The sequence below is a fragment of the Acinetobacter sp. S-1 genome (assembly GCF_059579785.1).
On the sequence record NZ_CM184207.1, the window covers coordinates 1,836,300 to 1,861,419 of the forward strand.

At 38.1% G+C, this 25,120-nt stretch carries 26 protein-coding genes; 15 read left to right on the forward strand and 11 right to left on the reverse strand.

Annotated elements, in window-relative coordinates:
• Positions 1–14: 14 nt before the first annotated feature.
• Positions 15–497 (reverse strand): winged helix-turn-helix transcriptional regulator, encoded by a 483-nt coding sequence (locus tag AC52J8_RS08765; RefSeq protein WP_086398751.1) that lies wholly within the window; start codon positions 495–497, stop codon positions 15–17.
• Positions 498–559: 62 nt separating this feature from the next.
• On the opposite strand from AC52J8_RS08765, the gene AC52J8_RS08770 reads away from it, so the two are divergent.
• A complete protein-coding gene (locus tag AC52J8_RS08770; protein ID WP_004642882.1) occupies positions 560–787 on the forward strand; it encodes a tautomerase family protein in 228 nt (75 codons plus the stop codon).
• Between the two features lie 111 nt (positions 788–898).
• On the opposite strand, the gene AC52J8_RS08775 is transcribed toward AC52J8_RS08770, so the two are convergent.
• Positions 899–1,786, reverse strand: coding sequence for an AraC family transcriptional regulator (locus tag AC52J8_RS08775; RefSeq protein WP_086398750.1), 888 nt, complete (start codon positions 1,784–1,786; stop codon positions 899–901).
• A gap of 288 nt (positions 1,787–2,074) precedes the next feature.
• Here AC52J8_RS08775 and AC52J8_RS08780 point away from each other — a divergent pair, with 288 nt between their 5' ends.
• Positions 2,075–3,127, forward strand: a complete 1,053-nt coding sequence (locus tag AC52J8_RS08780; protein WP_086398749.1) for an NAD(P)-dependent alcohol dehydrogenase — start codon at positions 2,075–2,077, stop codon at positions 3,125–3,127.
• A gap of 128 nt (positions 3,128–3,255) precedes the next feature.
• Here the strand turns inward: AC52J8_RS08780 and gorA are convergent, their stop codons facing one another.
• The 7 genes from gorA to AC52J8_RS08815 all read right to left on the reverse strand — a co-directional run bounded on the left by gorA (position 3,256) and on the right by AC52J8_RS08815 (position 9,031).
• Entirely contained in the window at positions 3,256–4,608 is a 1,353-nt protein-coding gene (gene gorA, locus AC52J8_RS08785) for a glutathione-disulfide reductase (RefSeq protein ID WP_086611558.1), read from the reverse strand.
• The gene (locus AC52J8_RS08790; protein WP_086398773.1) at positions 4,601–5,815 is read right to left on the reverse strand and encodes an MFS transporter; all 1,215 of its coding nucleotides are present in this window, start codon (positions 5,813–5,815) and stop codon (positions 4,601–4,603) included. The genes gorA and AC52J8_RS08790 overlap by 8 nt, the downstream gene beginning before the upstream one ends.
• 238 nt (positions 5,816–6,053) lie before the next feature.
• A complete protein-coding gene (locus AC52J8_RS08795) occupies positions 6,054–6,617 on the reverse strand; it encodes a TetR/AcrR family transcriptional regulator (protein WP_086398747.1) in 564 nt (187 codons plus the stop codon).
• 96 nt (positions 6,618–6,713) lie between these two features.
• On the reverse strand, positions 6,714–7,268 hold the full coding sequence (locus tag AC52J8_RS08800) for an OsmC family protein (protein WP_068556605.1): 555 nt from the start codon (positions 7,266–7,268) through the stop codon (positions 6,714–6,716).
• A gap of 86 nt (positions 7,269–7,354) precedes the next feature.
• Positions 7,355–7,690, reverse strand: a complete 336-nt coding sequence (locus tag AC52J8_RS08805; RefSeq protein WP_086398746.1) for a carboxymuconolactone decarboxylase family protein — start codon at positions 7,688–7,690, stop codon at positions 7,355–7,357.
• Positions 7,691–7,716: 26 nt separating this feature from the next.
• Positions 7,717–8,511 (reverse strand): SDR family NAD(P)-dependent oxidoreductase, encoded by a 795-nt coding sequence (locus AC52J8_RS08810; protein WP_068556606.1) that lies wholly within the window; start codon positions 8,509–8,511, stop codon positions 7,717–7,719.
• A 112-nt stretch (positions 8,512–8,623) separates the two neighbouring features.
• Positions 8,624–9,031, reverse strand: a complete 408-nt coding sequence (locus AC52J8_RS08815) for a thioredoxin family protein (RefSeq protein ID WP_086398745.1) — start codon at positions 9,029–9,031, stop codon at positions 8,624–8,626.
• A 282-nt stretch (positions 9,032–9,313) separates the two neighbouring features.
• Here AC52J8_RS08815 and AC52J8_RS08820 point away from each other — a divergent pair, with 282 nt between their 5' ends.
• From AC52J8_RS08820 to AC52J8_RS08830, 3 genes are all read left to right on the forward strand, one after another.
• The gene (locus AC52J8_RS08820) at positions 9,314–10,423 is read left to right on the forward strand and encodes an alkene reductase (RefSeq protein ID WP_086398744.1); all 1,110 of its coding nucleotides are present in this window, start codon (positions 9,314–9,316) and stop codon (positions 10,421–10,423) included.
• Positions 10,424–10,507: 84 nt separating this feature from the next.
• Entirely contained in the window at positions 10,508–11,209 is a 702-nt protein-coding gene (locus AC52J8_RS08825; RefSeq protein ID WP_086398743.1) for a DsbA family oxidoreductase, read from the forward strand.
• Positions 11,210–12,021: 812 nt separating this feature from the next.
• The gene (locus AC52J8_RS08830) at positions 12,022–12,576 is read left to right on the forward strand and encodes a TetR/AcrR family transcriptional regulator (protein WP_086398742.1); all 555 of its coding nucleotides are present in this window, start codon (positions 12,022–12,024) and stop codon (positions 12,574–12,576) included.
• Between the two features lie 79 nt (positions 12,577–12,655).
• Here the strand turns inward: AC52J8_RS08830 and AC52J8_RS08835 are convergent, their stop codons facing one another.
• Positions 12,656–13,999: a PepSY-associated TM helix domain-containing protein gene (locus AC52J8_RS08835; RefSeq protein ID WP_086398741.1), complete on the reverse strand. Its 1,344-nt coding sequence runs from the start codon at positions 13,997–13,999 to the stop codon at positions 12,656–12,658.
• A gap of 323 nt (positions 14,000–14,322) precedes the next feature.
• Between AC52J8_RS08835 and AC52J8_RS08840 the strand changes: the two genes are divergently transcribed.
• Genes AC52J8_RS08840 through AC52J8_RS08855 form a run of 4 tightly spaced genes read left to right on the forward strand, consistent with a single transcriptional unit; the run spans position 14,323 to position 17,604 of the window.
• Positions 14,323–15,342, forward strand: coding sequence for an ABC transporter substrate-binding protein (locus AC52J8_RS08840; protein WP_496538910.1), 1,020 nt, complete (start codon positions 14,323–14,325; stop codon positions 15,340–15,342).
• Positions 15,343–15,344: 2 nt separating this feature from the next.
• Positions 15,345–16,355: a FecCD family ABC transporter permease gene (locus AC52J8_RS08845; protein ID WP_086398739.1), complete on the forward strand. Its 1,011-nt coding sequence runs from the start codon at positions 15,345–15,347 to the stop codon at positions 16,353–16,355.
• A complete protein-coding gene (locus AC52J8_RS08850; RefSeq protein ID WP_086398738.1) occupies positions 16,352–17,116 on the forward strand; it encodes an ABC transporter ATP-binding protein in 765 nt (254 codons plus the stop codon). Before AC52J8_RS08845 ends, AC52J8_RS08850 begins: the two co-directional genes overlap by 4 nt.
• Positions 17,113–17,604 carry a GNAT family N-acetyltransferase gene (locus AC52J8_RS08855; RefSeq protein ID WP_086398737.1) on the forward strand — a complete coding sequence of 164 codons (492 nt, stop codon included), beginning with the start codon at positions 17,113–17,115 and terminating at the stop codon, positions 17,602–17,604. Before AC52J8_RS08850 ends, AC52J8_RS08855 begins: the two co-directional genes overlap by 4 nt.
• On the opposite strand, the gene AC52J8_RS08860 is transcribed toward AC52J8_RS08855, so the two are convergent.
• Entirely contained in the window at positions 17,599–18,387 is a 789-nt protein-coding gene (locus tag AC52J8_RS08860) for an AraC family transcriptional regulator (protein ID WP_086398736.1), read from the reverse strand. The genes AC52J8_RS08855 and AC52J8_RS08860 overlap by 6 nt on opposite strands.
• A gap of 96 nt (positions 18,388–18,483) precedes the next feature.
• On the opposite strand from AC52J8_RS08860, the gene AC52J8_RS08865 reads away from it, so the two are divergent.
• The 6 genes from AC52J8_RS08865 to AC52J8_RS08890 all read left to right on the forward strand — a co-directional run bounded on the left by AC52J8_RS08865 (position 18,484) and on the right by AC52J8_RS08890 (position 24,444).
• Entirely contained in the window at positions 18,484–19,287 is an 804-nt protein-coding gene (locus AC52J8_RS08865; RefSeq protein WP_086398735.1) for a sulfite exporter TauE/SafE family protein, read from the forward strand.
• Positions 19,288–19,468: 181 nt separating this feature from the next.
• Entirely contained in the window at positions 19,469–20,353 is an 885-nt protein-coding gene (locus AC52J8_RS08870) for a phosphoribosyltransferase family protein (protein WP_086398734.1), read from the forward strand.
• 11 nt (positions 20,354–20,364) lie between these two features.
• Positions 20,365–21,858: a nicotinate phosphoribosyltransferase gene (locus AC52J8_RS08875; RefSeq protein ID WP_086398733.1), complete on the forward strand. Its 1,494-nt coding sequence runs from the start codon at positions 20,365–20,367 to the stop codon at positions 21,856–21,858.
• 60 nt (positions 21,859–21,918) lie between these two features.
• Positions 21,919–22,686, forward strand: coding sequence for an ADPR responsive transcriptional repressor NtrR (gene ntrR, locus AC52J8_RS08880; protein WP_086398732.1), 768 nt, complete (start codon positions 21,919–21,921; stop codon positions 22,684–22,686).
• Positions 22,687–22,758: 72 nt separating this feature from the next.
• Positions 22,759–24,153 (forward strand): methylenetetrahydrofolate reductase C-terminal domain-containing protein, encoded by a 1,395-nt coding sequence (locus AC52J8_RS08885; protein ID WP_086611560.1) that lies wholly within the window; start codon positions 22,759–22,761, stop codon positions 24,151–24,153.
• 168 nt (positions 24,154–24,321) lie between these two features.
• On the forward strand, positions 24,322–24,444 hold the full coding sequence (locus AC52J8_RS08890) for a hypothetical protein (protein WP_000737386.1): 123 nt from the start codon (positions 24,322–24,324) through the stop codon (positions 24,442–24,444).
• Positions 24,445–25,120 lie beyond the last annotated feature (676 nt).

A 25,120-nucleotide genomic window follows, 5' to 3' on the forward strand; every position in this document is an offset into this window, starting at 1 on the left:
AGGGCTTTTTTTATTTATTGTGAATCAACTTTTACCTGACGATGAATTAATCTTAATTCTAAATTTTCCAAGCTAACGACCTGATCATTTGAATCAACCAGCTTTAGTTTAAGTAAATCATTTGTTTTTTTGTGGAAAACTCTAACTACATCTTGATCAGCTTCAATAAAGTTGCTGCCAGATTCAAGCATTGCAAGTAATACAATATTTAAGCTTCTACCTTTTGGTGTGAGTAAATACTCTTTGCGCTCTCTAACGCCGATTTCCTTATAAATAGATAATTCAAATATTTCTAATTGAATAAGATGTTTTAGTCGATTAGATAAAATTTGCTTTGATATGCCTGTATTTTCTAAAAATTCATTAAATTTAGTTACCCCATAAAAAGCTTCTCTTAATAAGAGGATGGTCCACGTGTCATTCAATATTTCAGCAATTTGAAAAATTCCGCACACATCTGCCGAGAATTTATTATTTGGAATAATTTGATTTGACATTCAGTGGGGCTCCAATTAGCATGAGTCTACAATTTAGACCTAGGGTTAATTCAGGTAGCATTATGCCATTTATAAATATACAAACAATAGAAGGCTTACTAGATAAAGAAAGTAAGGCTGAGCTTTTTAAGCGAATAGCAGATTTATTTGTAGAGATCGAAGGAAAGGGAAATGCTGCTTTTCGGGAGCATGTCTGGATACGAATTGATGAGTATCCTCCTGAGCAGTGGCAATTAGGCCACTTGCGACCAACAAAAGAGATGATTGAAATAATATCTAAAGCTAACTAACTATTATTCTTCCAATGGTGTTCGGTGTAGAAATACCGACATAACAAACCTGAATTATTTTTAGGGTAATTCGGGTTATAAAAAATTAATCTGCTAAATGCTTGTCTATTTTTATACGCTCTTTATATCTACCGACGGCGAAACGCCAAAAAAGCGTTTATATTCTCTAGAAAATTGTGACAAACTTTCATAGCCTACTTGCATGCTTGTAGATGAAATATCGCATTCTTCAGTGATTAATAAGCGCCGTGCTTCGGTCAGTCTCATTCTTTTTTGATATTGTAAGGGGCTCATTGAAGTAATATCACGAAAATGCTGATGAAAACTTGAAGCGCTCATCCCCATTGTGCTTGCAAGTTCTTCAATGCTAAATGATTTTGCAAAATTTGTTTTCAACCATTCAATGGCTTTCACAATTCGATGGCCCGTAGTTCCTGCCGCTACAATTCGTTTCAGCCGATCACCTTGTGGACTCATCAATAAACGATAAAAAATTTCCTTAATAATAAGGGGAGACAAGATTGGAATGTCTTGTGGTGTGTCTAGTAGTTTTAATAACCGTATAAAAGCATCATTCAGTTCCGAATTTACGACCCCAACAGCCATTCCTTTTTTTTCAGTATTGGTATCTTTAAAAGGAATATGGGCTTCAAGCATGATTTGGGCAAGCACATAAGGGTCTAGTCGTAGCACTATTGAAAGATAAGGTTGTTCAACCGAAGCTTCAAGAACTTGAGCAATCACAGGCAGATCAATTGCGGTAAAAAGGAAATGATTTGAATCATAGGTGTAGGCTTCTTCGCTAAGAATCACCTGTTTTTTCCCTTGAGCAACCATACAGAGACTGGCATCCATCATGCTGCTATTTGGTTGGGTCAGTGTTTCCGCACGAAATAAAGTCAGTCCCATAATAGGCGTTTCGAATGTACCTTTTTCACGGGTCCATTGATCGATAAGTTGAGCCAGTGTTTCATTATTGCCTAGAGACATATTCGTCATTCAGATTTCACCTATTGTCATCTGTATTTTTATTGTAGGCATTTCAAATAAGAAAAATAGAGAGAATTGCAACAATTCGGAGGATTAGGCAAATCTGTGAGAGGAATAGAACAACACCTTACAGTTTTCATTTTTATACTGATGAACATGGCAAAAAAGTCGATTGATTAAAGCCTGTTGATTCACCGTTTCCACAACGTATTCACGGCTTTTCAAAATCTATAGCCATCAATGAATGTTCAACGAACAAATCGTCTTTATTTAAACATTAAACATGAGAGAAAAAATATGACAATTGAAGTTTTAGGTTATGCCGCGCTGTCATCAGAAACTCCTTTAGTTCCGTTTAAGTTTGAACGTAGAACTCCACGTGAAGATGATGTTGTCATTCAAATCGAATATTGTGGTGTTTGCCATTCCGATTTACATCAAGCTAAAAACGATTGGGGATTCAGTGCTTATCCGTTAGTGCCGGGTCATGAAATTGTAGGTCGTGTCACCTCAATCGGTGCCAAAGTCACAAAATATAAGGTCGGTGATTTAGTGGGCATTGGCTGTATGGTCGATTCATGCCGTACTTGTTCTGCTTGTCATTCAGGGCTAGAACAATATTGTGAAGAAGGTAACACTCAGACTTATGGCGCTGTAGATCGTCATGACCAACGACCGACTTATGGTGGATATTCTCAAACCATTACTTGTAGCGAAGATTTTGTATTAAAAGTACCTGAAAATTTGGATGCTCAAGCTGTACCGCCGTTACTTTGTGCCGGGATTACCACATGGTCACCACTTCGCCATTGGAATATTGGAAAGGGCAGTAAAGTTGCAGTCGTTGGTTTAGGTGGTTTAGGGCACATGGCCATTAAACTTGCAAATGCTCTAGGTGCGGAAGTGACATTATTCACTCGCTCAGCTAACAAAGAACAAGATGCAAAACAACTCGGTGCGCATCATGTTGTGCTATCAACCGATGAAACCCAAATGCAGTCAGTCACAAATCAGTTTGATTTAATTATTGATACTGTACCTTATAACCATGACTTGAAGCCTTATATTCCAACTTTAGCTTTAAATGGAACAATTGTGTTGGTTGGATATTTGGGTGAAATTAGCGCAAATTCAGTACCTATGATTTTGGGTAGAAAATCAATTGCTGGCTCGGTAATTGGTGGAATTAAAGAAACACAAGAGTTACTCGATTTTTGTGGTGAACATAACATCGTTTCTGAGGTAGAGATGATTGATATGCAAAATATCAATGAAGCTTTTGAGCGCATGTTAAAGAGTGATGTGAAATATCGTTTTGTGATTGATATGAAAACTTTAGCTGATCATTAATCTGGTTTGATCTGGGCTGTGCATCTTTTTAAAAAGGTGCACAGCTTATAGCCTTAATCAAAATGTAAATATTGAGATGTGCTTTTATAAAGAACTACCATCTAAAGCTCTTTCAATTAAGGCAATAATCAACGCATCGTCACGAATTCTTCAGATGATGTAGGGTGAATAGCAACGGTATTATCAAAGTCCTTTTTAGTTGCCCCCATCTTTAGAGCGACTGCAAAGCCTTGTAGAATTTCATCCATATTCAAACCAATCCCATGGATACCAACAATTTTTTCCTCTACACCAACACATATAAGCTTCATTTTAGTGAGTTGTTTATGTTGTGCCACGGCGTCATACATTGCTGTAAATGAAGATTTGTATACTTTAACCATATCTTTGCCAAATTCTTCAATCGCCTGTTCTTCGGTTAATCCAACTGTTCCAATAGGCGGGTGACTAAATACTACAGTGGGGATATTGTTGTAATCTAAGCATTCATTAGGCTTGTTATTAAATAACCGTTCTGAGAGCCTACGTCCGGCAGCAACTGCAACAGGTGTTAATTCAACCTTTCCAGTAATATCTCCAACTGCATAAATACCAGCGCGTGTTGTATTTTGGAACTTATCAACTTTGATAAACCCTTGTTCATCCAATTTTACATTTGTTAATTCAAGTTGGAGAGCTTTGGTATTGGGTTTCCTTCCAACAGCCCAAATAAGACAATCTACAACTTGTTGAGTTCCATCTTTTAAATGCAACATGATAGAACTGTCTTCTAATTTTGTTACTTTACTGATTTCAGCATTTTTATGAATTTTAATATTCTCACTCTGCATAATTTCTAATAATGCTTCTCCTAAGAACTGATCTAGATTACGTAGGAGTTTTTCACGTCGAATAAAAAGCTGGACATCTGAACCTAATGATTTAAGGACACCAGCTATTTCTACTGCAATATATCCTGAACCCACAATAGCGGTACGTTTTGGTAGTACTTCTAAATCAAAAAAGCCATTTGAATCGATACCATGTTCAGCCCCTTCAATTGCAGGCCAACTCGCTTCTGTACCAGTAGCTATGAGAATGTGATCAGCTGTTAATAAATCTCCGTTTACTTCAATTGTGTTTTTATCAATAAATTTTGCAAACCCATGTATGACATCAACATTATTTTTACTGAGGACATTGTTATAAGAGGTATGAATTCTTTCGATATATGCCTGTCTATTTCTAATGAGTTTCTGCCAATCAAATGATTTTACTTCCGTAGTAAAACCATATGATGGCGCATATTGACGAATTGCATCACTAATATGAGCAGCGTACCACATCACTTTTTTAGGGACACAGCCAACATTAACGCATGTGCCACCAATATCTCCCGCTTCAATTAATGCACATTTTTTTCCATACATGGCTGCTCGATTTACAGAGGCTATACCGCCACTACCTCCACCAATTGCAATATAATCGTAATGTTTAGACATGGATAACTCCTTTATTTGCTGAATAGTAGAATCCAGCAACACCTAGAATGGGGCCAATCAATAATATCCATGCTGAATCCAAGCCAATTATTTCAAAGGCATAGGTTGTCAATGCAATAGATATGATAGTCAGTGTAAAACCAATTGAATTTTGAATAGCTAATGCCGCACCAACTTTTTCGGAGGGACAAGATTGGGCGGAAAGCGCAGAGAATTGCGGTGAGTCTGCAATAACAGATGCTCCCCAGATCGCAAATAAAACCAATAAGAACCACGCAGGTAAAAAACGCCAGCCTAGAGCAAATACCAAGCAACTAAAACCTGAGATAGATAAAGATCCTATAGCAACATATCTATTACCTATATATTTAGAAAGATATCCGCCCACCAAGCAACCAATTGCTCCACATGCCATTACAAAAAAAGTAAGGAGCGAAATGTTGTTGTATCCCAATTTTTCTGGAATACCTGATTTAGCAATAAATAAAGGAATAATCGTCCAAAAGGCATATAATTCCCACATATGACCAAAATAGCCTATAGCAGCTGCACGAAATTTTCGAATTTTGAAAACCTGAAAAGTACCACCTGATGACACTATATTTTGTGATTTTGGCGAGACTGTTGGGTCTCCTAGCTGGTAAATTAACAAGGCTGCAATCAATGCAAGACTTGAAGAACAGATCATGACTGTTTGCCATGCAAAATGAGTGGGGAAACTATTAATAAAATAGGGAAGAGCCGTGCCTAATGTCAGCATAGCAACTAATTTTGCTAGTGCTCGCCCAGCCTGATGAGGTGCCCATAGAACGATAAGTTTCATTCCGATTGGATAGATTCCTGCAAGACATAATCCCACGAGAAAACGATATATAAGGGCATCCATAAGTCCATGAGCGAACCATGCAAAGCAGAAATTAAAAAAGGCGCCTAATAGTGCTGAACAAACAAAAATATGACTGGCTTTAAAGCGGTCTGCTATTTCTGTATAAGCAAATACAAAAGTTCCAATGATAAATCCAGCCTGAACAGCGTTGGTAATCCAGCCAATATCTGCAACTGTTATCTGCCATTGTTGCATTAAATCTATTGCTGCACTATTTGCACTAAACCACAAGGATGTGCCTAATAGTTGAGCCAAACTAATAATAGTAGTGGCATGTAAGCCATAAATTTTTTTATTATTTTGAATGTTGTAACCTACCATGTAAGGCACTCCCATTTAGGTAGATACCTATTTAAAGTACTACCGTAAAATTAGAGGTTGTCCGATGGATATTTCACCTGACATAAAAATTAAACTAATTTTGTTGAGATGGTCATAGTGGGTGCTATACATGGACGAATATAAAGGGAATGCTTTATTTAAAGCATTCCTATATTTTCTTTTATTAGAAATAGATTAGATATTTGAGTTTAGAAATATTTAAATATCCGAGCCAATCTTAAGAACGCACGCCAACAATTTTTCCTATTACCTTAGGATCAAGTTCTGTTCCATTATTCATTGCCCATCTTACAAAACTACTTCCTTCCATTAAACTTAATAATTGAAAGGCTTTCTGATTTTCATCACCTTCGGCAAGTTCTCCATTTTCTACTCCTAAATGGATAATTTTTTCTATCCAAGATAATTGGATTTCAAAATATTTACGGGTCAACTCTTGCATGCTCTCTGGTAAAACAGCCATTTCAGCAGCAAGAGCTCCACATAACGGTAACATTCCTTCAGACATTGAGCTTCTAAATAAGGAAGCAAAGGCACAAAGACGTCCGAATGCATTAGGAAAATCACGTTCAATTTTTTCAAAATCTTGAATAGTCTGTTCAATATATGTTTCGACTATTAAAATTCCTAAATCTTCTTTTTTGGGAAAATAATGATGAATACTGGCTTTTTTAATACCAACAATCTTCTCTAAATCAGCATAACTAAAAGCAGCATAACCTCTTGATCTCAACATAAGCTCTGCTGAGTTAATTAAACTTTGGCGAGTATCAATGGTCATATTCGTAGTTCCCAGACTAGAGAGATTTGGCGGCATACTATAGCATTGTTGTTAAAGATGAATCATCTGGTAAACAAGTATGCCACCCATCACATATTATTTGTTTGCAATCACTAATTGCGGTTTCATTCGAATTGATCGTGAAAAATTGGCGAAATTTGGTGAGGTTTTTAGAACAGCACTATGGATTTCATCCAATTGTTCTTGTGTCCCATCCGTATCAATAACTACAGTGTATTGGACTTCATCATATCCAGGATTAATTTTTTCATCTAAGCCTAAGAAACCTCTAAGATCAAGCTCTCCAGAAGTATCAATTTCTAATGAATTAATCTTGACACCTTTAGTAGCAGCAATAGCTACATAAGCAACTGTAAGACATGCATTAAGTGCAGCCATCAATAATTCTTGTGGATTAGGTGCACTATCTGTTCCTAAAATTTCATGAGGTTCATCAGCAGCTATATGGAAGTTACGTTCATAAGTCTTACCAAAGAGTTCATAAGATTTCACAGTTGAAACAGAACGTGTTTGACCCGCCCATCTTGTTTGTACGTTAAAGCGAGCTTTTGAAGTAGTAGGATTCTGGCTTACTTTATCTGCAAATTGTTGAAAAGCATTTAGATCAATTTCATTTACTACATTGTTCATTATAGAACTCCAATTAAGATATAAATTGTGGTGAATGGAGAATAATTTCCCCATCACTAAGCTTGTCTATGTAACCTCTGGCGAAGTTACATTTCGTCATAAGCATCTAAAGTTCGTGCCGAGTACACATAGGCTGCACCAGCATTTAAAGCGATAGCAGTTCCTAAAGCTGCCGCAACTTCTTCTTTTGTAGCACCTGCTTTTTTAGCTGCGCCCGCATGAGCTGATATACAACCATCACAACGCGTAGTAACTGCTACTGCCAACGCAATCAACTCGTGAGTTTTTGCGTCGAGTACTTTATTTTTACGCGTTGCAACTTCTAAGTTGTGAAAAGCAGTGGCAACGGGTTTATTTGCTTTTGCAAAATTACCAATGTTTTTAACCAATGCAGATAATCTGTTAGTCCATTCACCGTTCATTTTCAAACCTCATCATTTATTAAATATTATTTGCCTAGTTTTCTTGATGCCATGACACCACCATCAACATCCCAAATAGCACCAGTTACCCAAGATGTTTTTTCGGAAAGAAGGAATACAATAGTTTCTGCTACATCGTTTGGGGTACCGTTTCTTCCTAAGGGATGGAAACTATTGAAATCTTGAAGTGCATTATCTAATTGATCTGAAGGAATGAATCTTTCAAAAATACGGGTTTCCACCATGCCGGGACTAACAGCATTTACTCGAATTCCATGTTCTGCTAGCTCTGCAGCCACATGACGGGTCATAGCTTCTAAACCCATTTTTGCCATTGAGTAGGCAGATGCGGTGACAGTTTCGATAGCTTGGCGAGCTGCAACAGCAGAAACATTTACAATTGAACCTTCTTTATTCTGCGCAACCATTGATGAAGCAACTTGTTGAGTAATAAAGAAAAATGCGCGGTTTAGATCCAGAAAATTGTTATAGTCATTTAGCGAATGCTCTAGGAAGCTTTTAGGATAAAAAATTCCTGCTGAATTAACTAATAAGTTAATGTCTTTATGTTCACTATCCAATTTGCTAATTAACTTTTGAACACTATCAAAATTTGTTAAATCAGCAGTCAGTGCAAAAACTTGTTCTTCAGTTGTTATAGCAACTAATTGTTTACGGGCAGTCTCGGCTTTATCTGTGCGATTGCCAACAATTACTACAGTCCCACCTTGTTCAGCAACTTTCTTTGCTGTTTCTAAACCAATGCCACTAGTACCACCAATGACGAGAAGTTTCTTGCCTTTAAATTGTTGCTCACTCATATGATCACCTAATCATTAATACCAATCAGAAAGTAGCCTACCTACTAGTTGGTTTGTAGATTATATAGGCTAATTTTAAATGTCAAGCACTAGCAGAAAATAGTTTGGAAAATTATTCAGCTTTAATCTCAGATTTCGTTAAGCAAAGAGAACCAATGGAACTCTTTTCTTCGTTTTTCTCATCATTTTTTGATTCGGACTTTATGAGTTCTTCTAAAGCTTTTTGGTAATCGGAGATAGGCTTTACACCTACAATACGATGGATTAATTGCCCATCTTTGAACATTAATACAGATGGTAAACCCCATATATTATAACGGGTTGTTAAAACTGGTGCCTGATCAACATTAACTGTGCCAATAGTTACATTAGCTTCAATACTTTTCAGAAAAGTATTAAATAAACTTTCGCTATTGTGGCACGGTGGGCACCAAGGAGCATAAAAACGGACCACTGCTAAGCCTTCTTTCCATTCAATTTCATGAAAGCTATCTTCGTTTAAAGCATGTAATTTACGCATTATAAAACTACCTCTTTTCTGTATTTGCAGATTCAGAATTCATTTGGTGAATAGTATTTAATCACTTATTAAGCGCAATAAATTTCAGAGGGAAATTAAAAATACTATTGCCTACCTACTAGTTGGTTGATATAGTGGCATCAACTTATCATTTGTGCAATAGGAATGAGGGAGTGCAAATTTTGTACTTCTAAAACAGGTCAATGCCTGAGTCATTCACTGAATGATGAGTGTGGTTAAAGAAATTTCTTAATTATCTGTAAATCTCTCTAGAGGTCTGTGATGAATAAATTATTCACTCCCCATAATTTGGTGGATATCCAATTAAAAAATCGCGTAGTAATGGCGCCCATGACGCGTACGCGAACATTGAATGGGGTTGCAGATGAACTTACTGCACTTTATTACTCCCAGCGAGCTTCCGCAGGTCTAATCATTACTGAAGGCTTACCTGTGTCTGAAGAAGGGCGCGGTTATTTATATACGCCTGGTTTATATAATGATGAACAAATGCAAGGATGGAAAAAGGTTACTGAAGCAGTGCATGCAAAAGGTGGTCGTATTTTTGCTCAGCTCTGGCATGTGGGAAGAATGTCGCATGTTTCAGTTTTACCTGATAGTCAAGTGCCTGTATCTTCTGGAGTTATTCCAGCGACCAACACTACAGTATTTGCATATACTGATTCGGGTGAACCCGGTCCAGTTGCGCCAAGTAAACCTCGAGCTTTAGAAACTAAAGAAATCAAACGTGTTACTCATGATTTTGTTAAATCTGCACAATTAGCAATTGAAGCAGGGTTTGATGGCATTGAAATTATGGCTGCAAATGGATTCATCTTTGACCAGTTCCTCAGTACTGAGTTAAATAACCGAACAGATCAATATGGCGGAACTGTTGAGAATCGCCAACGTTTTCTTCTAGAAACTATTGATGCTATTTCCCAAGAAATTGGCCATGACAAAGTGGCTGTCCGACTTTCTCCTTTTGGTCGTATTTATGACTTGGCACCTTATGAAGGCGAGGTTGATACTTGGGCAAATATTGCGTCAGCTCTTGGTAAACGTAAATTGGCCTATGTCCATTTGTACTATCAACCTACCTATGAAACAGCACCTTTAGAAGCCCAAAATTTTAAAACTTTATTCAGAGAAATTTTTTCTGGAACTATTATCGCAGCTGGTGGTTTTAATCAACAAAGTGCTGAGGCGGCATTAGAAAAAGGTGAGGTTGATTTAATTGCGTTTGGTGTCCCTTATATTGCTAATCCCGATTTAGTAGAGCGGATGCAGAATAACTGGCCCTTGGCGGAAAGTGATCGCACAACATACTACGGCGTAAGTGGATCTCCAGCAAAAGGCTATACAGATTATCCAGAATATAACGGCAAATAAAAAATGGGGTGCCTAGTTAATTTTTGACACTAGGCATTAAAACTTCTTTGTTTTTAAACATCTAATGAATTTACTGAGATATTTATGAAAACTCTACCTTCACAAATTACCGTAGATATATGGTCAGACTTTGTTTGCCCTTGGTGCTGGATTGCTAAAAAAAGATTTGAGAAAGGTTTAGATGCCTTTGAACATAAGAATCAGGTAACTATCCAATATCACAGTTACCGTCTAGCAAATGGCCTTACACCACAGCCCTTTAAAAATGCATTGTATAAAAAATTTGGTGGGAAAAGTGGGGCTGATGCGATGATGAGCCATGTAAAAAGTGCAGGTGAGCTAGAAGGTCTGATCTATAACTTTAATAGTATGCTTTTTGGCGATACTTTAGATGCCCATGCCATTGTAAAGTTGGCGCAACAGAAGGGTGTTGGTGAACTATTAACAGAAAAGTTTTTTAAGGCAAGCATAACTGAAGGTAAGTCTATTTTTGATCATAAGGTGTTGGTTGAGCTTGCTAATGAAGTTGGAGTTCCTCGTGAAGAAGCTAACAGTGCCTTTAGTAATATTTCGTTTAAACAAGAAGTTTTAAAAGATGAAGCAAGTGCACATGCGATGGGTGCTAGTGGAGTGCCGCTTTTCATTATAAATAATAAATATTCAATCAGTGGTGCTCAGCCTATAGAAACTTTTTTAAGTGCATTAGAGCAGGTATGGGAAGAAAAGCAGAATGAATTAATGATCACAGAGGGTCAAAGCTGTGGCATTAATGGTTGTAGTATTTAGTTTGATGCTAAGGAATGATCGTATTTTAAGTAAAGTTCTAAATAAATCCGCGTCCATCTAAATACGAGTAATTGAAATATCACTTTCTTTGCTCCTCAATAAACGCCGTGTTTCGGTAAATCTCATTATTTCTAATTAATCTGGGCTGTGCATTTCGCTTTAGGGTGCACAGTTCAAAAAACTCTCTAAACAAGACAATATTATTAAGCTGATATTTAAGAATTTCCTTAATTATGTAATTTAATGAAAAACAATAATTAATTAAATATTTTCTAGCCAATATCACATTGACACCTTAAATATTGAAGATTACCATTTGCGGACTGGCCTAAATTGCCAGGTGGTTTTGACAGACCACATAGGACCGCATCAGACTTATTCCTTTCTGAGGGATAGTCTCATGTGCACACCTCGTTCCCTCCCGTAGCGGTAGGACGGGAGTGGGACACCTTCGGGTGTGCTGGAGTCCTACCAGTCTGTCAACCCACTTCCGTTCTGCCACCATAATTTATAATGTTTTGGCAGAACTCCAAATAAAAAGGAGTTGGCTTTGCACATTCATCATTTCTTGGCAGTCTTTGCCAAAGTTTATAACGACACAACTTGATTCGTCTTTAAAACAGTTTGATTGCCACTAGGCTTTTCAGGCTTTAAGTCATTACGGCTCAAAAACTTGCATCAACAATAAAACTTGAGATGTGCCAAGCACAGTCTTTGTGGCTTTGCTATGCCTTTTTTTTCAGTTATTAGAAAAGTAGCGATGCTATATCTCATTTATATACAACAAGAATTTATTTTATAACGGTAAAACTATGCCACATTCAGATCTCCCATTTCGTGCTTTAAGCGCGCTACATACCTCTCGGGACCTTTTTAATAATTATGGCTTTCATAAGGTCGGAGTAGACCGAATTATTGAAGCAGCAAAGATGCCGAAAGCCACGTTTTATAATTACTTTCACTCAAAAGAACGCCTCATTGAAATGAGTCTGACCTTTCAAAAAGATGGATTAAAAGAACAGGTGCTTTCAATCATCTACGTTCAGAAAGATTTAACCGTAATTGAAAAACTTCGCAAAATTTACTTTTTACATGCCGATTTAGAAGGGCTTTATCATTTGCCATTTAAGGCCATTTTTGAAATTGCAAAAACGCATCCCAAGGCTTATCAGGTTGTAGTTAACTATCGAAACTGGTTAATCAATGAAATCTATAATTTACTTTTAACGGTAAAAAGTACGGCCTCAAAACCTGATGCCCACATGTTCTTGTTTGTGATTGATGGGGCGATGGTTCAGCTTTTAGATTCAAATAGTGTGGATGACAGGGAAAGGTTGCTAGATTATTTTTTGGCGCAGATTGCGTAATTCTTTCTTTGACTTGGAACTTTTGATTAAAAAAGGAGTTAGGCAAAATTTAAGTCTAACTCCTTAATGAAATGAAGATTTATGATTTAGAAGGGATATATTTACGCATTACAAGGATGAGTATCGTAAGCAAAATACTAAGACCAAAAACAGGTAAGCTTAGGCCTAACACAATGCCAGCTAGCATTAACAATACTTTTTGTTGGCCAGTTGCACGCTTCCAAATAAATAAGCTTTGACCAACAAAGTGAGTTGTCATGAGTTTTAAATTTGAGTTTTTAAATGCAGCCTTATATGCATAAATAATCATGATACAAAGTGCAAGCGCATAAAGTGCGAGAACCAACTGATTTATCCAGCCAAATAAAATACCAATATGAGCATCAACTCCCCAACGAGTTAGTTTTGCAACCAGTGAATAGTCTTTAAAAGCAAGTTGATCAATGACTTTATGTTGTTCCATATTAATGGCGATGCTATCTGCTTGAGTTGGCCATTTACGCTGAATCTCGGCTACCGTCCAAGCCTGATTTCCACTAGTGGGTGGTTTGATTTGTATTTGTGCCGCCTCAATGCCATGTGCTCTGGCTATTGAAAGAGCGGTATCAAACTCACCTGACACAATATTTAAATTAAGATTTTCACTGTGTGGCATCTCGTGATGTTCATGATGCATCACTGTAGGTAAATTATCTGTTTGAAGGGAAGTTGCTAATGTTGGGGTTTGCCAGTTAAGCCACTGACGAGCAACTCGAATATTATCGCCAGCCCACTGGGACCATGTAAGACCAGTAATGGCGATTATTAATAAGAGTGGAAATAAAAATAAACCAAGCGTGCTATGCCATCGTAATAATTTATTTTTTTGTGTTTGCCTGATTTTAAGATTTTGACGACGTTTCCACCAATTATACAGTCCAGTTAAAGTCAAAATGGCTAACCAACTTGCTGCCAGTTCACTATAAAAACGGCCCCATTTCCCTAGTAATAAATTACTATGTAATTGGTCGAGCGTAGTTCGAAACGGCAGAACCCCACTAGTACCATACACAGCCAGATGGCCTTTGGCTTTAAGCGTAAAGGGATCAATAAAAACGGCTTCACTGGTAAAATGATGTATCGGGTCTGAGAAAATAACACGAGTTGTCTGGTCAGAACTTGGGGCTGGTCTAACTTCAATTACCTGCGCGGACTTGGGCATCACTTGCTTTGCGGCTTCAATTTGCTGACTGAGCTTATATTGCGCTTGGTTCAATGGCTCAACGTATAGAACATCTTTATAAATCGCTTGTTCAAGTTGAGGTGTAATTGCATAGAGTAAGCCGGTGAATGCAGCGACCAATATAAATGGTGCAATGAAAATACCAGCATAAATATGAATTAAGCGATAAAGACTACGCCAAAAGGATGAATGGGTCAGCATCAGAAGATAATGTCTATCAGGTGTTGGGCGGATTATAACGACTTATTTCTCTTAATGTTGATCGAGCTGTAACCGCTATTAAATTATTTGAATAGCGCTTAGGTAGAGTGTTTAGACTAATAATTAGATAGTTTTTATTACTTGGTAAATTTGGCGCTTTTTTTGCTTAGTATTTAAGATCTTGTCTACCAAACTTTATTTGATAACTTCACAGCTTATGATTCAAACCGTCTTGCTCTCTTATGGTGTTTTTTTCACATGAAAAATGCACTAAATAGGCACATCTTTTTATTATGCACTGTATTTGTGCAAGGTATGCCGTAATGAAGTTTTTGGTTTCAATACTCACTGTATTCATCCTATGTAGATGCTCTTCATCTGAACAAAGTGGTAAAGCGCAAGAAAAGTTAGCAGCCCATTCGATATGTGTCTTTGATAGTACAAATACAAAAGTCTGTGTAGCCAAACCAGCCCAAAGAATTGTGTCTTTGTTTGAGTCGGGTTTAGATGGCCTCTATATGTTAGGGCAAGGTCATAAAGTGATTGGCATACCGGCCGAAGTATACATTCAACCATTATTATTTAATGCCTATTCAAAAATAGATAAGCGTATCGCCAATAAACAGCTTGCGACACCTTCACAAGGCGCAAATGCAACCAATATTGAAAGTCTCGTTTTGTTAAAACCAGATCTGGTAATTTTAGGGAGTGGGCAAACCCAAACGATTGAACTGTTGGGGCAGTTTGGCATTGCTGTATATGTGATGGAGTCCGGCACCTATCAGCAAGTGAAAGAAGAACTTTCTGAAATTGCTGTACTGAGTGGTGCTCAAAAACGTGCTCAAGAAATTTTAAATTTTTCTGATGAAATTGTGTCGGAAGTCGCAGCAAAAACAGCACGTCAGCCAAATAAGCAATCGATTTATTATGCATGGTCAGGTGGACGAATTTTTTCTACCTCGGGACGTACGTCTATTACTAATGGCTTTATTGAGCTGGCGGGTGCTTACAACATTGTTCAGACCAATGCCAATCAACCTAATGTAAACCCCGAGACTTTAATTGAATGGAACCCTGACAATATTGTGCTTTGGAATACCAACCCAAAACTGATTTATGAACGAAAAGAATTACAAGGTTTAAGCGCTGTACAAAACCGAAAGGTATTTAATTTGAGTCCTGCATTTATATATAACCCACACACCATCAAAATCATTATTACGGCGATTTATTTGAATCACAGTATTTATCCCGAACAGTCCGATTTACCTGTAAGTGCTTTACAACAGCGTATTTTAACCAAGTTGTATGGTGAGCACCTTGCCAAAGCGTTGGTGCAATAAAAATGGAAAAAATGAAATATTATTGGTTTTACCCTTTACCTTTCCTCATGACTTTTATCTCGCTGCTTATTGGGCCAACTCAGACGTTGAGTGCATGGGACTATTTGCGGTGTGGTATACAAGCAGTTTTTGGTACACCGTATTTTGATGCGGAACGATTTAGACTGATGCAGAACATTATTGTGAATGTCAGGCTGCCCAGAATTTTACTGACCTTTATGGTGGGAGCCGCATTAGCAACCGCGGGTAATGGCTTGCAGGCCTTGTTTCGTAATCCCTTGGTCGATTCTTATGTGCTGGGTATTTCATCCGGTGCCGCGTTTGGTGCAGCTTTGGCACTTTCTTTAAGTTGGCTTTCGCCAAATCTATCAGCCTTTATTTTTGGTGTGTGCGCCGTTGGCTTAACATATTTATTTGCGCATCAAAAACATGAAAGCCAGACGTCTTTAGTCATGGTAATTTTATCGGGCATGATTGTTTCGGGGCTGTTTTTAGCAGGTCTCACGATTATTCAATATTTAAGTGATCCATTTAAATTACAAGCGATCGTGCAATGGACCATGGGCAACTTACATCAGGCGTCTTGGCAAAAGGTTCAATATGCCGTGCTGCCTATTTGTATTGGTCTTGCTGGATTATTTGCGATGCGTTGGCGCCTAAACCTAATGGCACTCGGTGCTGAAGAAGCGCAGGCCGTGGGTGTTAACCCAAGGTGGGAACAACTTCTTTTAATTGCGCTAGTGACTGTATGTACCTCAACTTCTGTGGCTGCGGCAGGTATTATTAGTCTATATGGGCTCTTTATGCCGCATATTGTGAGAATGTTGGTTGGACCAGATCATCGCTACAGCATTCCTGCCAATATGGTGTTGGGCGGTAGTTTTCTACTCATGATTGATAACTTTTCTCGGGTTTTACTGACGTTTGAAATACCAATTGGTATTTTTACCATGTTACTTGGCGCGCCATTTTTCTTATTATTAATGAAAACACAGAGGACTCATTGGGCATGATTCAAATTGATCAGTTAAATTATTCCTATGGGCACAAACAGGTTCTCAAAAACATTCATCTGGAGTTTCCTGAAAATCAGTTTTCCGTCATTTTAGGGCGTAATGGTTGCGGAAAATCGACACTTTTTAAATTGATGGCTGGCCTAGAACCTGTAAAAGATGGCTTGATTCGTTACTCTGGAAAACTACTATCGGACTTTAAAGGGAAAGATCGGGCTGCATTGCTCGGCTTTTTACCGCAGTTTCATAAAACCGTATTCCCATTTTTGGTTAAAGATGTAGTGATTACCGGACGTGCTGCTTTTAGCCGATATCGTCCTTCAAAATCAGACTGGGAACGTGTAGACCAAGCTTTGCTTGATTTAGACATTGAACATTTACGCGATCGTCCTTATACCGAGCTATCGGGTGGCGAAAGACAATTGGTCATGATTGCCCGTATTTTAGTGCAAGCCCCAAAAGTTATTTTGCTCGATGAACCAACCAACCATCTCGATGTTTATTATCAGTCTTATTTAATGAAAAAATTGCGTCAGTTGTCGCGGCAAAATTTTACGGTGATTGCGATTATGCATGATCCCAATTTGGCTTTTTTATTTGCAGACCATTTGTTTTTTATGCGCCAACATGAAGTGGTTAAGCCTGAGTCTAAAACACGAATAACCGATCCGAAGTTTTTAAAAAGTGTCTACGATGTTGAGTTTCATGAAGCCATGATTCAAGACAAAACTATTGTTATTCCTGATCATTCGTGGCTATGAATATGTTGAATTATCAGGTGGTCGGAAAAACAGACTATGAGCCTGCGGTAGAGTTTGCGCTTTATACAAGGCAGCTCTTATTTCCAGAAATTTATTATGGGCACATTCCCAGAGATTTAAAAAATTTTGAACAATTTTATGTCCATGACCGATTGGGTTGTTTCATTACAGTAAAAGACCAAAACCGCATTATTGGCACGATTGCTTATCGGGCTTATGACCATCGTTTTGATTTAAATTTGCCATCTAAGACAGTGGAAGTGGTTAAGTTGTTTGTATTGCCTGAATACCGCCGTAATGGCATCGCAACTCAGCTATGCAACATGTTGTTTAGCCATGCACAAAAGAATGAAATTACCACTTTGTATTTGCACACTCATCCATTTTTGCCTGCGGCTGAAGAGTTTTGGCGTCTACAAGGCTTTGACGTTATTAAACGTGAGTGGATCGAGACCTATGACACCATTCACATGAGTAAATCTTTATAGTGCTTTATCATGCGCATGAAATCTTTTTTGAAAATGGGTAGGCGGATAACCCATAATTTTACTGAACATTGCAGTAAAAGCTGCCGAGTGTTCATAGCCCAAACTAAAAGCAATTTCAGTAATTGAGATATTCGCTTTTAAGGCATTTAAAGCATAGATGATGCAGACTCGATTACGCCAAGCCTGAAAGGACATGCCAGTTTCAGACTTAAACCAGCGGTGAAAAGTCCGTTCACTTTTATTGTGTTCATGTGCCCAATCCTTAGGGCTGCTATGAATATCGGGATGCTTCATAAACTCAGCACACTGTTTAGATAGTAATGTGTTGTGAGGTAGCGGAATAAATAGAGGCAGGGCTGGTGCAGCTTCTAGTTCATATAACAATAAATCGATAAGAGCGCCGTCACGGCTTGAATGCTGGTAGTCAACAGGTAGCTGATTTGCCTGAATGAGCAGTTGATGTAACAAAGGCGAGACTTGTATAACCTCGCAATAGTTTGCTTGTCTTGGGGCATTACTCACTTCTATATACAAACTATAAGTACTGACTTTAGATAACCATACCCGATGTGGTTTGCCTGCCGGTATCCATACACCGCTGTATGGTAACACGAGCCACTGTCCATCTTCAGTTTCAACTTTCATGAGTCCTTCGGGTGCATATAAGAACTGAGCACGGCGGTGGCTATGCGTATCTAACAAAGTATCAGCAGGATAATCTGATCCTAAAGCTAGAACCGCTTGCGGTAGATGGTCTACCTCGTTAATTGGAATATTACGCATATTTTTGGCTGAAATAAATAAAAATATGGCTTTTCTACGTTAGTTTGCCATAAGGCTATTTTATATCATGCCTCTATAAATATGAGGAAGATAATCATGCTATATGAGCTATTTTTATTTGGACTACTTTCAGGCATAACCACTTGGTTATTTGGCTTTGGGGGCGGTTTTGTTGCTGTGCCTTTGCTTTATACAGTCATTCTTCAAAAGTGGGGCAATGAAAGCAGTGTCAGCATACATGCCATGCAAATTGCCGTAGCTACATCAGCTTTTGTCATGCTCTGCTCGGCAAGTTTTGCAACCTTTCGGCACCATCAGTCTGGACATATAGATTGGCAAAAGATCCGCTTTTTAGGCGGTGGTATCGCACTTGGTGGAATTGTCGGTGCGTTAATGGCCTCATTGTTTAATGGAAATTGGCTTCGCTGGATATTTATGGGTTATGTGTTCATAACCATTATTGATTGTTATTACCGACCAGGGTTTATGGTGACATCAGTGCAAAGGCAACATGATGGTCAAAACAGCGAACTTATTAAAGGCGGAGTTATTGGCTGGGTTGCAGCACTTTTAGGGGTTGGAGGAAGCGTAATGACAGTTCCTTTATTACGGCGTCGGGGTAGTTCTATGGCAGAGGCCGCGGCTATTGCAAACATTCTCACGCTGCCTTTGTCTTTAACTGCAACGCTGACCTATTGTGTATTGTCAATTTGGCAATCTACACCCAACGGATTTATCGGTCTAATCTGGTTTGAAGCTGCTTTATTCTTGGTTGCTGGAACATGGATTGGGCTATATTTTTCAGAAAAATTTATTTCAAAACTACCTGATTTATGGCGGGCAAAGTTGTATCCGCTACTTTTAATAATAGTTCTAGTTGTCATGCTTTTAGTAAATTAATTTTTTATTTCAATTGTTTGAAGAATAATTTTTCTTAAATAACAAATCTCTAAATGCTCTAAAACTGTAAATTTTATGTCTTAAATGGCTTTAAAAAAAGTTTGAAAAATAGACTTGAAATATATAGTGGCTTTATGCCACTATATATTCATCGAAGGTCATCAGACAAAAAGAGGATGATATGGCTATCCAGCTTTTAGATGCGGCAAGAAATGAAATTCCAGTGAAATTTACGCAGTTTTCTGGTGGCGAGCGTCATGTTCAAATTGATGAGACAACCTTAGGTTCACTATCTGGCAAGGTATTGGTCCGTGCAAAGATGGCCTCAAGTCACGATGTGATGGACTATTTGTTACTTGAAAATATATTGCTGACTCAAGGCTTAACCGTTGACCTAGAAATTCCGTATTTTCCATATGCACGTCAGGATCGTATTTGTGCAGTAGGCCAAGCATTTTCACTTGATGTGATGACCAAGTTACTTAACATCAATGCCGACAAAAAAGCGGGCAAACAAGGCAAAATCACTGTTTGGGACTGTCATAGTGAAGTAACAACAGCCTTGCTTGCTGCCAATACTTCTTTTAGTGAAGTTGTGAATGTGAGTTCAGTCGACATCATCGAAAAGAGTGAAGCGCTAAGCACATTGTTAAAAGATGAAAAAACAGTACTGATTTGCCCAGACAAAGGGGCAAAAGCACGTACACAAATGGTTGCAAGTGCTTTTAATGGCGAGCGCAAACAGCCAATCACTATTGTTCAGTGTGATAAAAAACGTGACCCAGTGTCTGGCAAAATTTTGGGTACACATGTACATGCAACGGATTTATCAGGCCTAACAGCGGTCATTACCGATGATATTTGTGACGGCGGTGCAACCTTTATTGGTATTGCCAAAGAACTGCGTCGCCTTAATTGTCATAAGGTCGTTCTATATGTGACCCACGGTATTTTCAGTAAAGGAACAGAGGTTTTTGATGGGCTGTTAGATCAACTGTTTACCTCAGACAGCTTTCCACAACAACCATCAGACAAAATTTCAGTAATTGCTTTTGCAGCAGAATAAAGAGAACAAAGATGACGATTAAACTTAATCCATTAAACGCTATCGATTTTTATAAAGCTGATCACAGACGTCAGTATCCAGAAGGCACAGAGTACGTGTATGCAAACTTTACACCGCGTTCATCTCGACTCGCCAAGATGTTACCTGACTTCGACGATAAAGTTGTGTTCTTTGGACTTCAGGGTTTTATCAAACACTTTTTAATCGATACATGGAATGAAGGCTTTTTCAAACAACCTAAAGACAAGGTAGTGGCAGCATATAAACGCCGTATGGATAGCTCATTAGGTGAAGGTGCTGTACCTGTTGATCACATTGAAGCGTTACACGACTTGGGTTATTTACCATTGCGCATTAAAGCATTGCCAGAAGGTAGCCGCGTCAATATGCGTGTACCTGTACTTACCGTGATTAACACTGACCCGCGTTTCTTTTGGTTAACTAACTATATTGAAACCGTATTAAGTGCTGAGCTTTGGAAAAGCTGTACTACGGCCACAATTGCCTATGAATACAAACGCTTATTAACACAATATGCCGTAAAAACTGGCGCACCACTCGATTTTGTGCCTGTGCAAGGACACGATTTTAGTAGCCGTGGCATGAGTGGAGTTTATGATGCTGCTCAGTCTGGTGTGGGTCACTTAACTAGTTTTATTGGAACAGACTCGGTTGCTTCAATTGACTACGCAGAAGAATATTACAATGCCACGGGGGTGATTGGGGTATCTGTACCAGCGACCGAACACAGTGTGATGTGTATGGGCACAGAAGACAGTGAGCTAGAAACATTTAAGCGTTTAATTTGCGAACTTTATCCGTCGGGAGTTGTCAGTATTGTGTCTGATACTTGGGACTTTTGGCGAGTCATTACAGAATTTACGGTGGCTTTAAAACCTGAAATTCTGGCAAGACAACCTAATGCTTTAGGCTTGGCTAAATTGGTTTTCCGACCAGACTCTGGTGATCCGGTTAAAATTATTTGCGGCGACCCAGACGCCGAAGTCGGCAGCCCAGCCTACAAAGGTGCAGTTGAATGTTTATGGGAAGTATTTGGCGGTACAATAACTGACCAAGGCTATAAAGTACTCAATGAACGTGTTGGTTTAATTTACGGCGACTCGATTACTCTAGAGCGTGCGCAGCGTATTTTAGAAGGCCTTGAAGCCAAAGGTTTTGCTTCAAACAACTTGGTGTTTGGGATCGGCAGTTTTACCTATAACTACTTAACTCGCGATACTTTTGGATTTGCTGTGAAAGCGACTTGGGGACAAGTGAATGGGGTAGGCCGTGAGTTGTTTAAAGACCCAATTACTGACTCAGGTGTAAAAAAATCTGCGAAAGGTCTTTTACGCATCGAAGAAAGTGAAAATGGTTTTACCTTGTTTGATGAGCAAACAGCCGAACAAGAACAAGGTGGAGCACTTAAAACAGTCTTTGAAAATGGTAAACTTCAATATGAGTGTACTTTGGATCAAATACGTGAGCGTTTATCCATCGCATAACTGAGTTTAGATGAGCCGTTGCATGAATATCGGCTCATCATTTTCATTGAGAGGCTGAACGTGACTATTCAAACTGAACAAGAATTCCTTGCCAGTTATGATCGCCGAGATTATGACGCACCTTTACTCACGGTCGATATGGCTATTTTCTCGGTTTTTAATGGTCAGTTGCAGGTATTACTTATTAAGCGCCCCAACTTTCCAGCCAAAGACCAATGGGCTTTACCGGGTGGTTTTGCCAATTTAACTCATGATCAAGATTTGATGGCCACAGCCTATCGTAAGCTGGTCGAAAAAACAGGGATTGCATCACCTTACTTAGAACAAGTTGCTTCTGTCGGTAACGCCAAACGTGACCCGCGTGGCTGGGCAGTGACCATTTTGTATTTTGCATTAATTGATTTTAATGCCTATCAACATCAAGCTTTGGCTGAGTACAGCGAATGGGTGCCTGTAGCAAAAGCACAAGATTTCGCATTGGCATTTGATCATAATGAATTGCTCAGCTTAGCTTTAGAGCGTTTAACCAGTAAAACCCGTTATACCGCATTGCCAGCCAGTCTTATGCCTGAGTTGTTTACACTAACTGAACTACAAACCATTTATGAAATTATTCTTGGGCAATCTTTAGATAAAAAAGCGTTTAGACGCCGTATGATAGAGGCAGGTGCAGTTGAAGAAACCAATCACAGTAAAATTGTGGGTAAACGACCAGCTCAACTTTATCGCTATGCACTCGATTCTTTCGATTTTATATTTCCTCGCTCACTCGAATTACCTAGAAATAAAGAGGGTGAAGATAAGCAAAACAATGAGCTTTCTGAGTAGCGCATCTTGATGCACTTTGATTTATAATGCCGCGCTTATGATTGATGTCATGTTTTGATCAGCACTTTGCCTATGTCACACGTTTCTCCCTGCTTCCAGCAAAACCAGTTTTTTGTATTGGTGGAATATCTCACTTCACTGCATGAAATTTATCCTGTGAAACATGAGTTTGCAGGATATCCGGCTGCAATGACATTGGCAGATCGTGTACATTCAGATCATGATATCGCGCCGCTTGAAGCCAGCAAAAGTTACCCTGACTCAGTCGATAAAGTTTTACACTTTTCAGGTAAGGCCCGAGACATACAAGACTTTGAGCGCTTTTTAGAACAAGCTCAAGCAGCCAATATTCAAAACTTGTTATTGCTTACAGGCGATAAACTCAAAGAACACCATAATGGGCGAGATGGACAGCCGCGTAGCCGATACCTAGAGTCGGTAAACGCGGTAATGGCTGCTAAGCAACACGGCGGGTTTCGCATTGGGGTTGCTTTTAACCCATTTAAATATGTCGAAGCTGAGCGTGATGCACAGTACTTAAAACTGCATAAGAAGATTAAAGCAGGCGCTGACTTTATCATTACGCAATTGGGCTATGACATTGAAGCCTTAAAACAAGTCAAATCATTTTTAACAAAGAACAATTATTCGCAGCAAATACTGGCTTGTGTAATGCCACTGACTTTGGGCCGAGCCAATTTTATGGTGAAGCATAAAGTCGCAGGTATTGTGATTACCCCGCACATGTTAAAAGTCTTGGCAGATGAAAAACAGGCAGGGCATACAGACCGTGTTTATTTGCGCTGTGCTTTACAGATTTTAATATGTAAACATGTAGGATTTTCAGGAATTCACTTATCTGCTTGTCATAAGCCAGAAGAGCAAATGTTGCTTGAGAGCTACATTGAGCAATACAGACATTTGGAGCTTAAAGCTTTAGAAGAGCTTTGGAATTCACTTTGGCAAGTCACATCAGGCAAAGTATTTTCGCCTGAAATTTCGCGTTTTTCACGTCAACCAACCTCTAAACAATTAATTAAATATCGTCAGCTACATGTTATGCATGAAGCAATGTTTGGATCAAAAATCGCTAAAGGCGTTGGGCGGTTTATTTTTAAGGCATCCTTTTGGGAAAATGCTTTAGTCGCTAAGGTATTAATTAAAACAGAAGTATTAAGTAAACATAGCCTAGTGGGTTGTGAAAGCTGTGGTCAGTGTCGCTTAAGCGATACTTTATATATTTGCCCTGAAACGTGTCCAAAAGGTTTAGCCAATGGGCCCTGTGGCGGAACAACTTTAGACCGCTGTGAATTTGGTGACCGTGAATGTATTCACTCAGTAAAAGCAAGACTTGCAAAAGCAGTTGCACAAACTGAAATACTAAAAGAGAAATTGATTCCTACAGTAGCAATTGAAACCAGAGGAACCAGTTCTTGGAAAAACTGGTATTTAGCGACTGAGGCTTAAGTTTTGTATTAACCGCTGATTTGATCTTGCTAAAAAAATCAAATGATATGCTAAAGCACGGCGATAATTTAAAAATAACAATTGTTTGCCTTAATTATGTCCAATCAAAATGGCTATCGAGGAGTATACTTAAAGCAAATCTTTTGCGTTAAAGGAAAGGCTGTCTCAATGAAAAAGTTGGTTGCTGTACTTACTGTAATTGTTGTTTTAACTGGATGCGTTTACGACCCTGTTAATTACGACAAAATACACGACCAAGAGTTCCAAGACCACCTCAGGCAAAACGGCTAGTAATAAAAAACCCACTCAATGAGTGGGTTTTCATTTGGAATAACTTTAGAAGAAATTTTTAAGGGTTTATATAAGTAAAAGATCACTTAAATCACTATTTTTAAAGGTTTAAATAAAGAGTTTGAAATTATTTTATCTGGAAAATATAGGTCATTTTAGTCATCAGGATGGCTTATTTATCAAAAATATCGTTTATTTGTTTTATGGATATTGTTATTTTTGAAAAATATAATATTTATAACTTATATATATTTTATATTTATAAGTATAATAACTTTGATTGTTAACTCATTTTTAAATTAAATATTATTTTAATTAATAATACTTAATGATTACACAATAAAACTTATTCTTAATATTAGTGAAATAAATCACTCTATTCAAACATATATCTCTATTTATTACTATTATTATAAATTATTTATTAACAAATACTTATCTTTGTTTTTTGTGATTTTTTTAACCAAAAATCTCCAAAAATTAGAATTACATAATTTTTTAATATAGTTTATATAATATGTTTTATTGACATAAATAGAAAAAATATCTGGTAAATAGGTCAATGATATTTAATTAACTTAAGAACCATAATTTGCACCAAATTTTACGCTGTCACGATTCATTGAATAAAACCAATTGAAAAGTTACGTAAAAAAGAAATCAATAGTTTTATTGA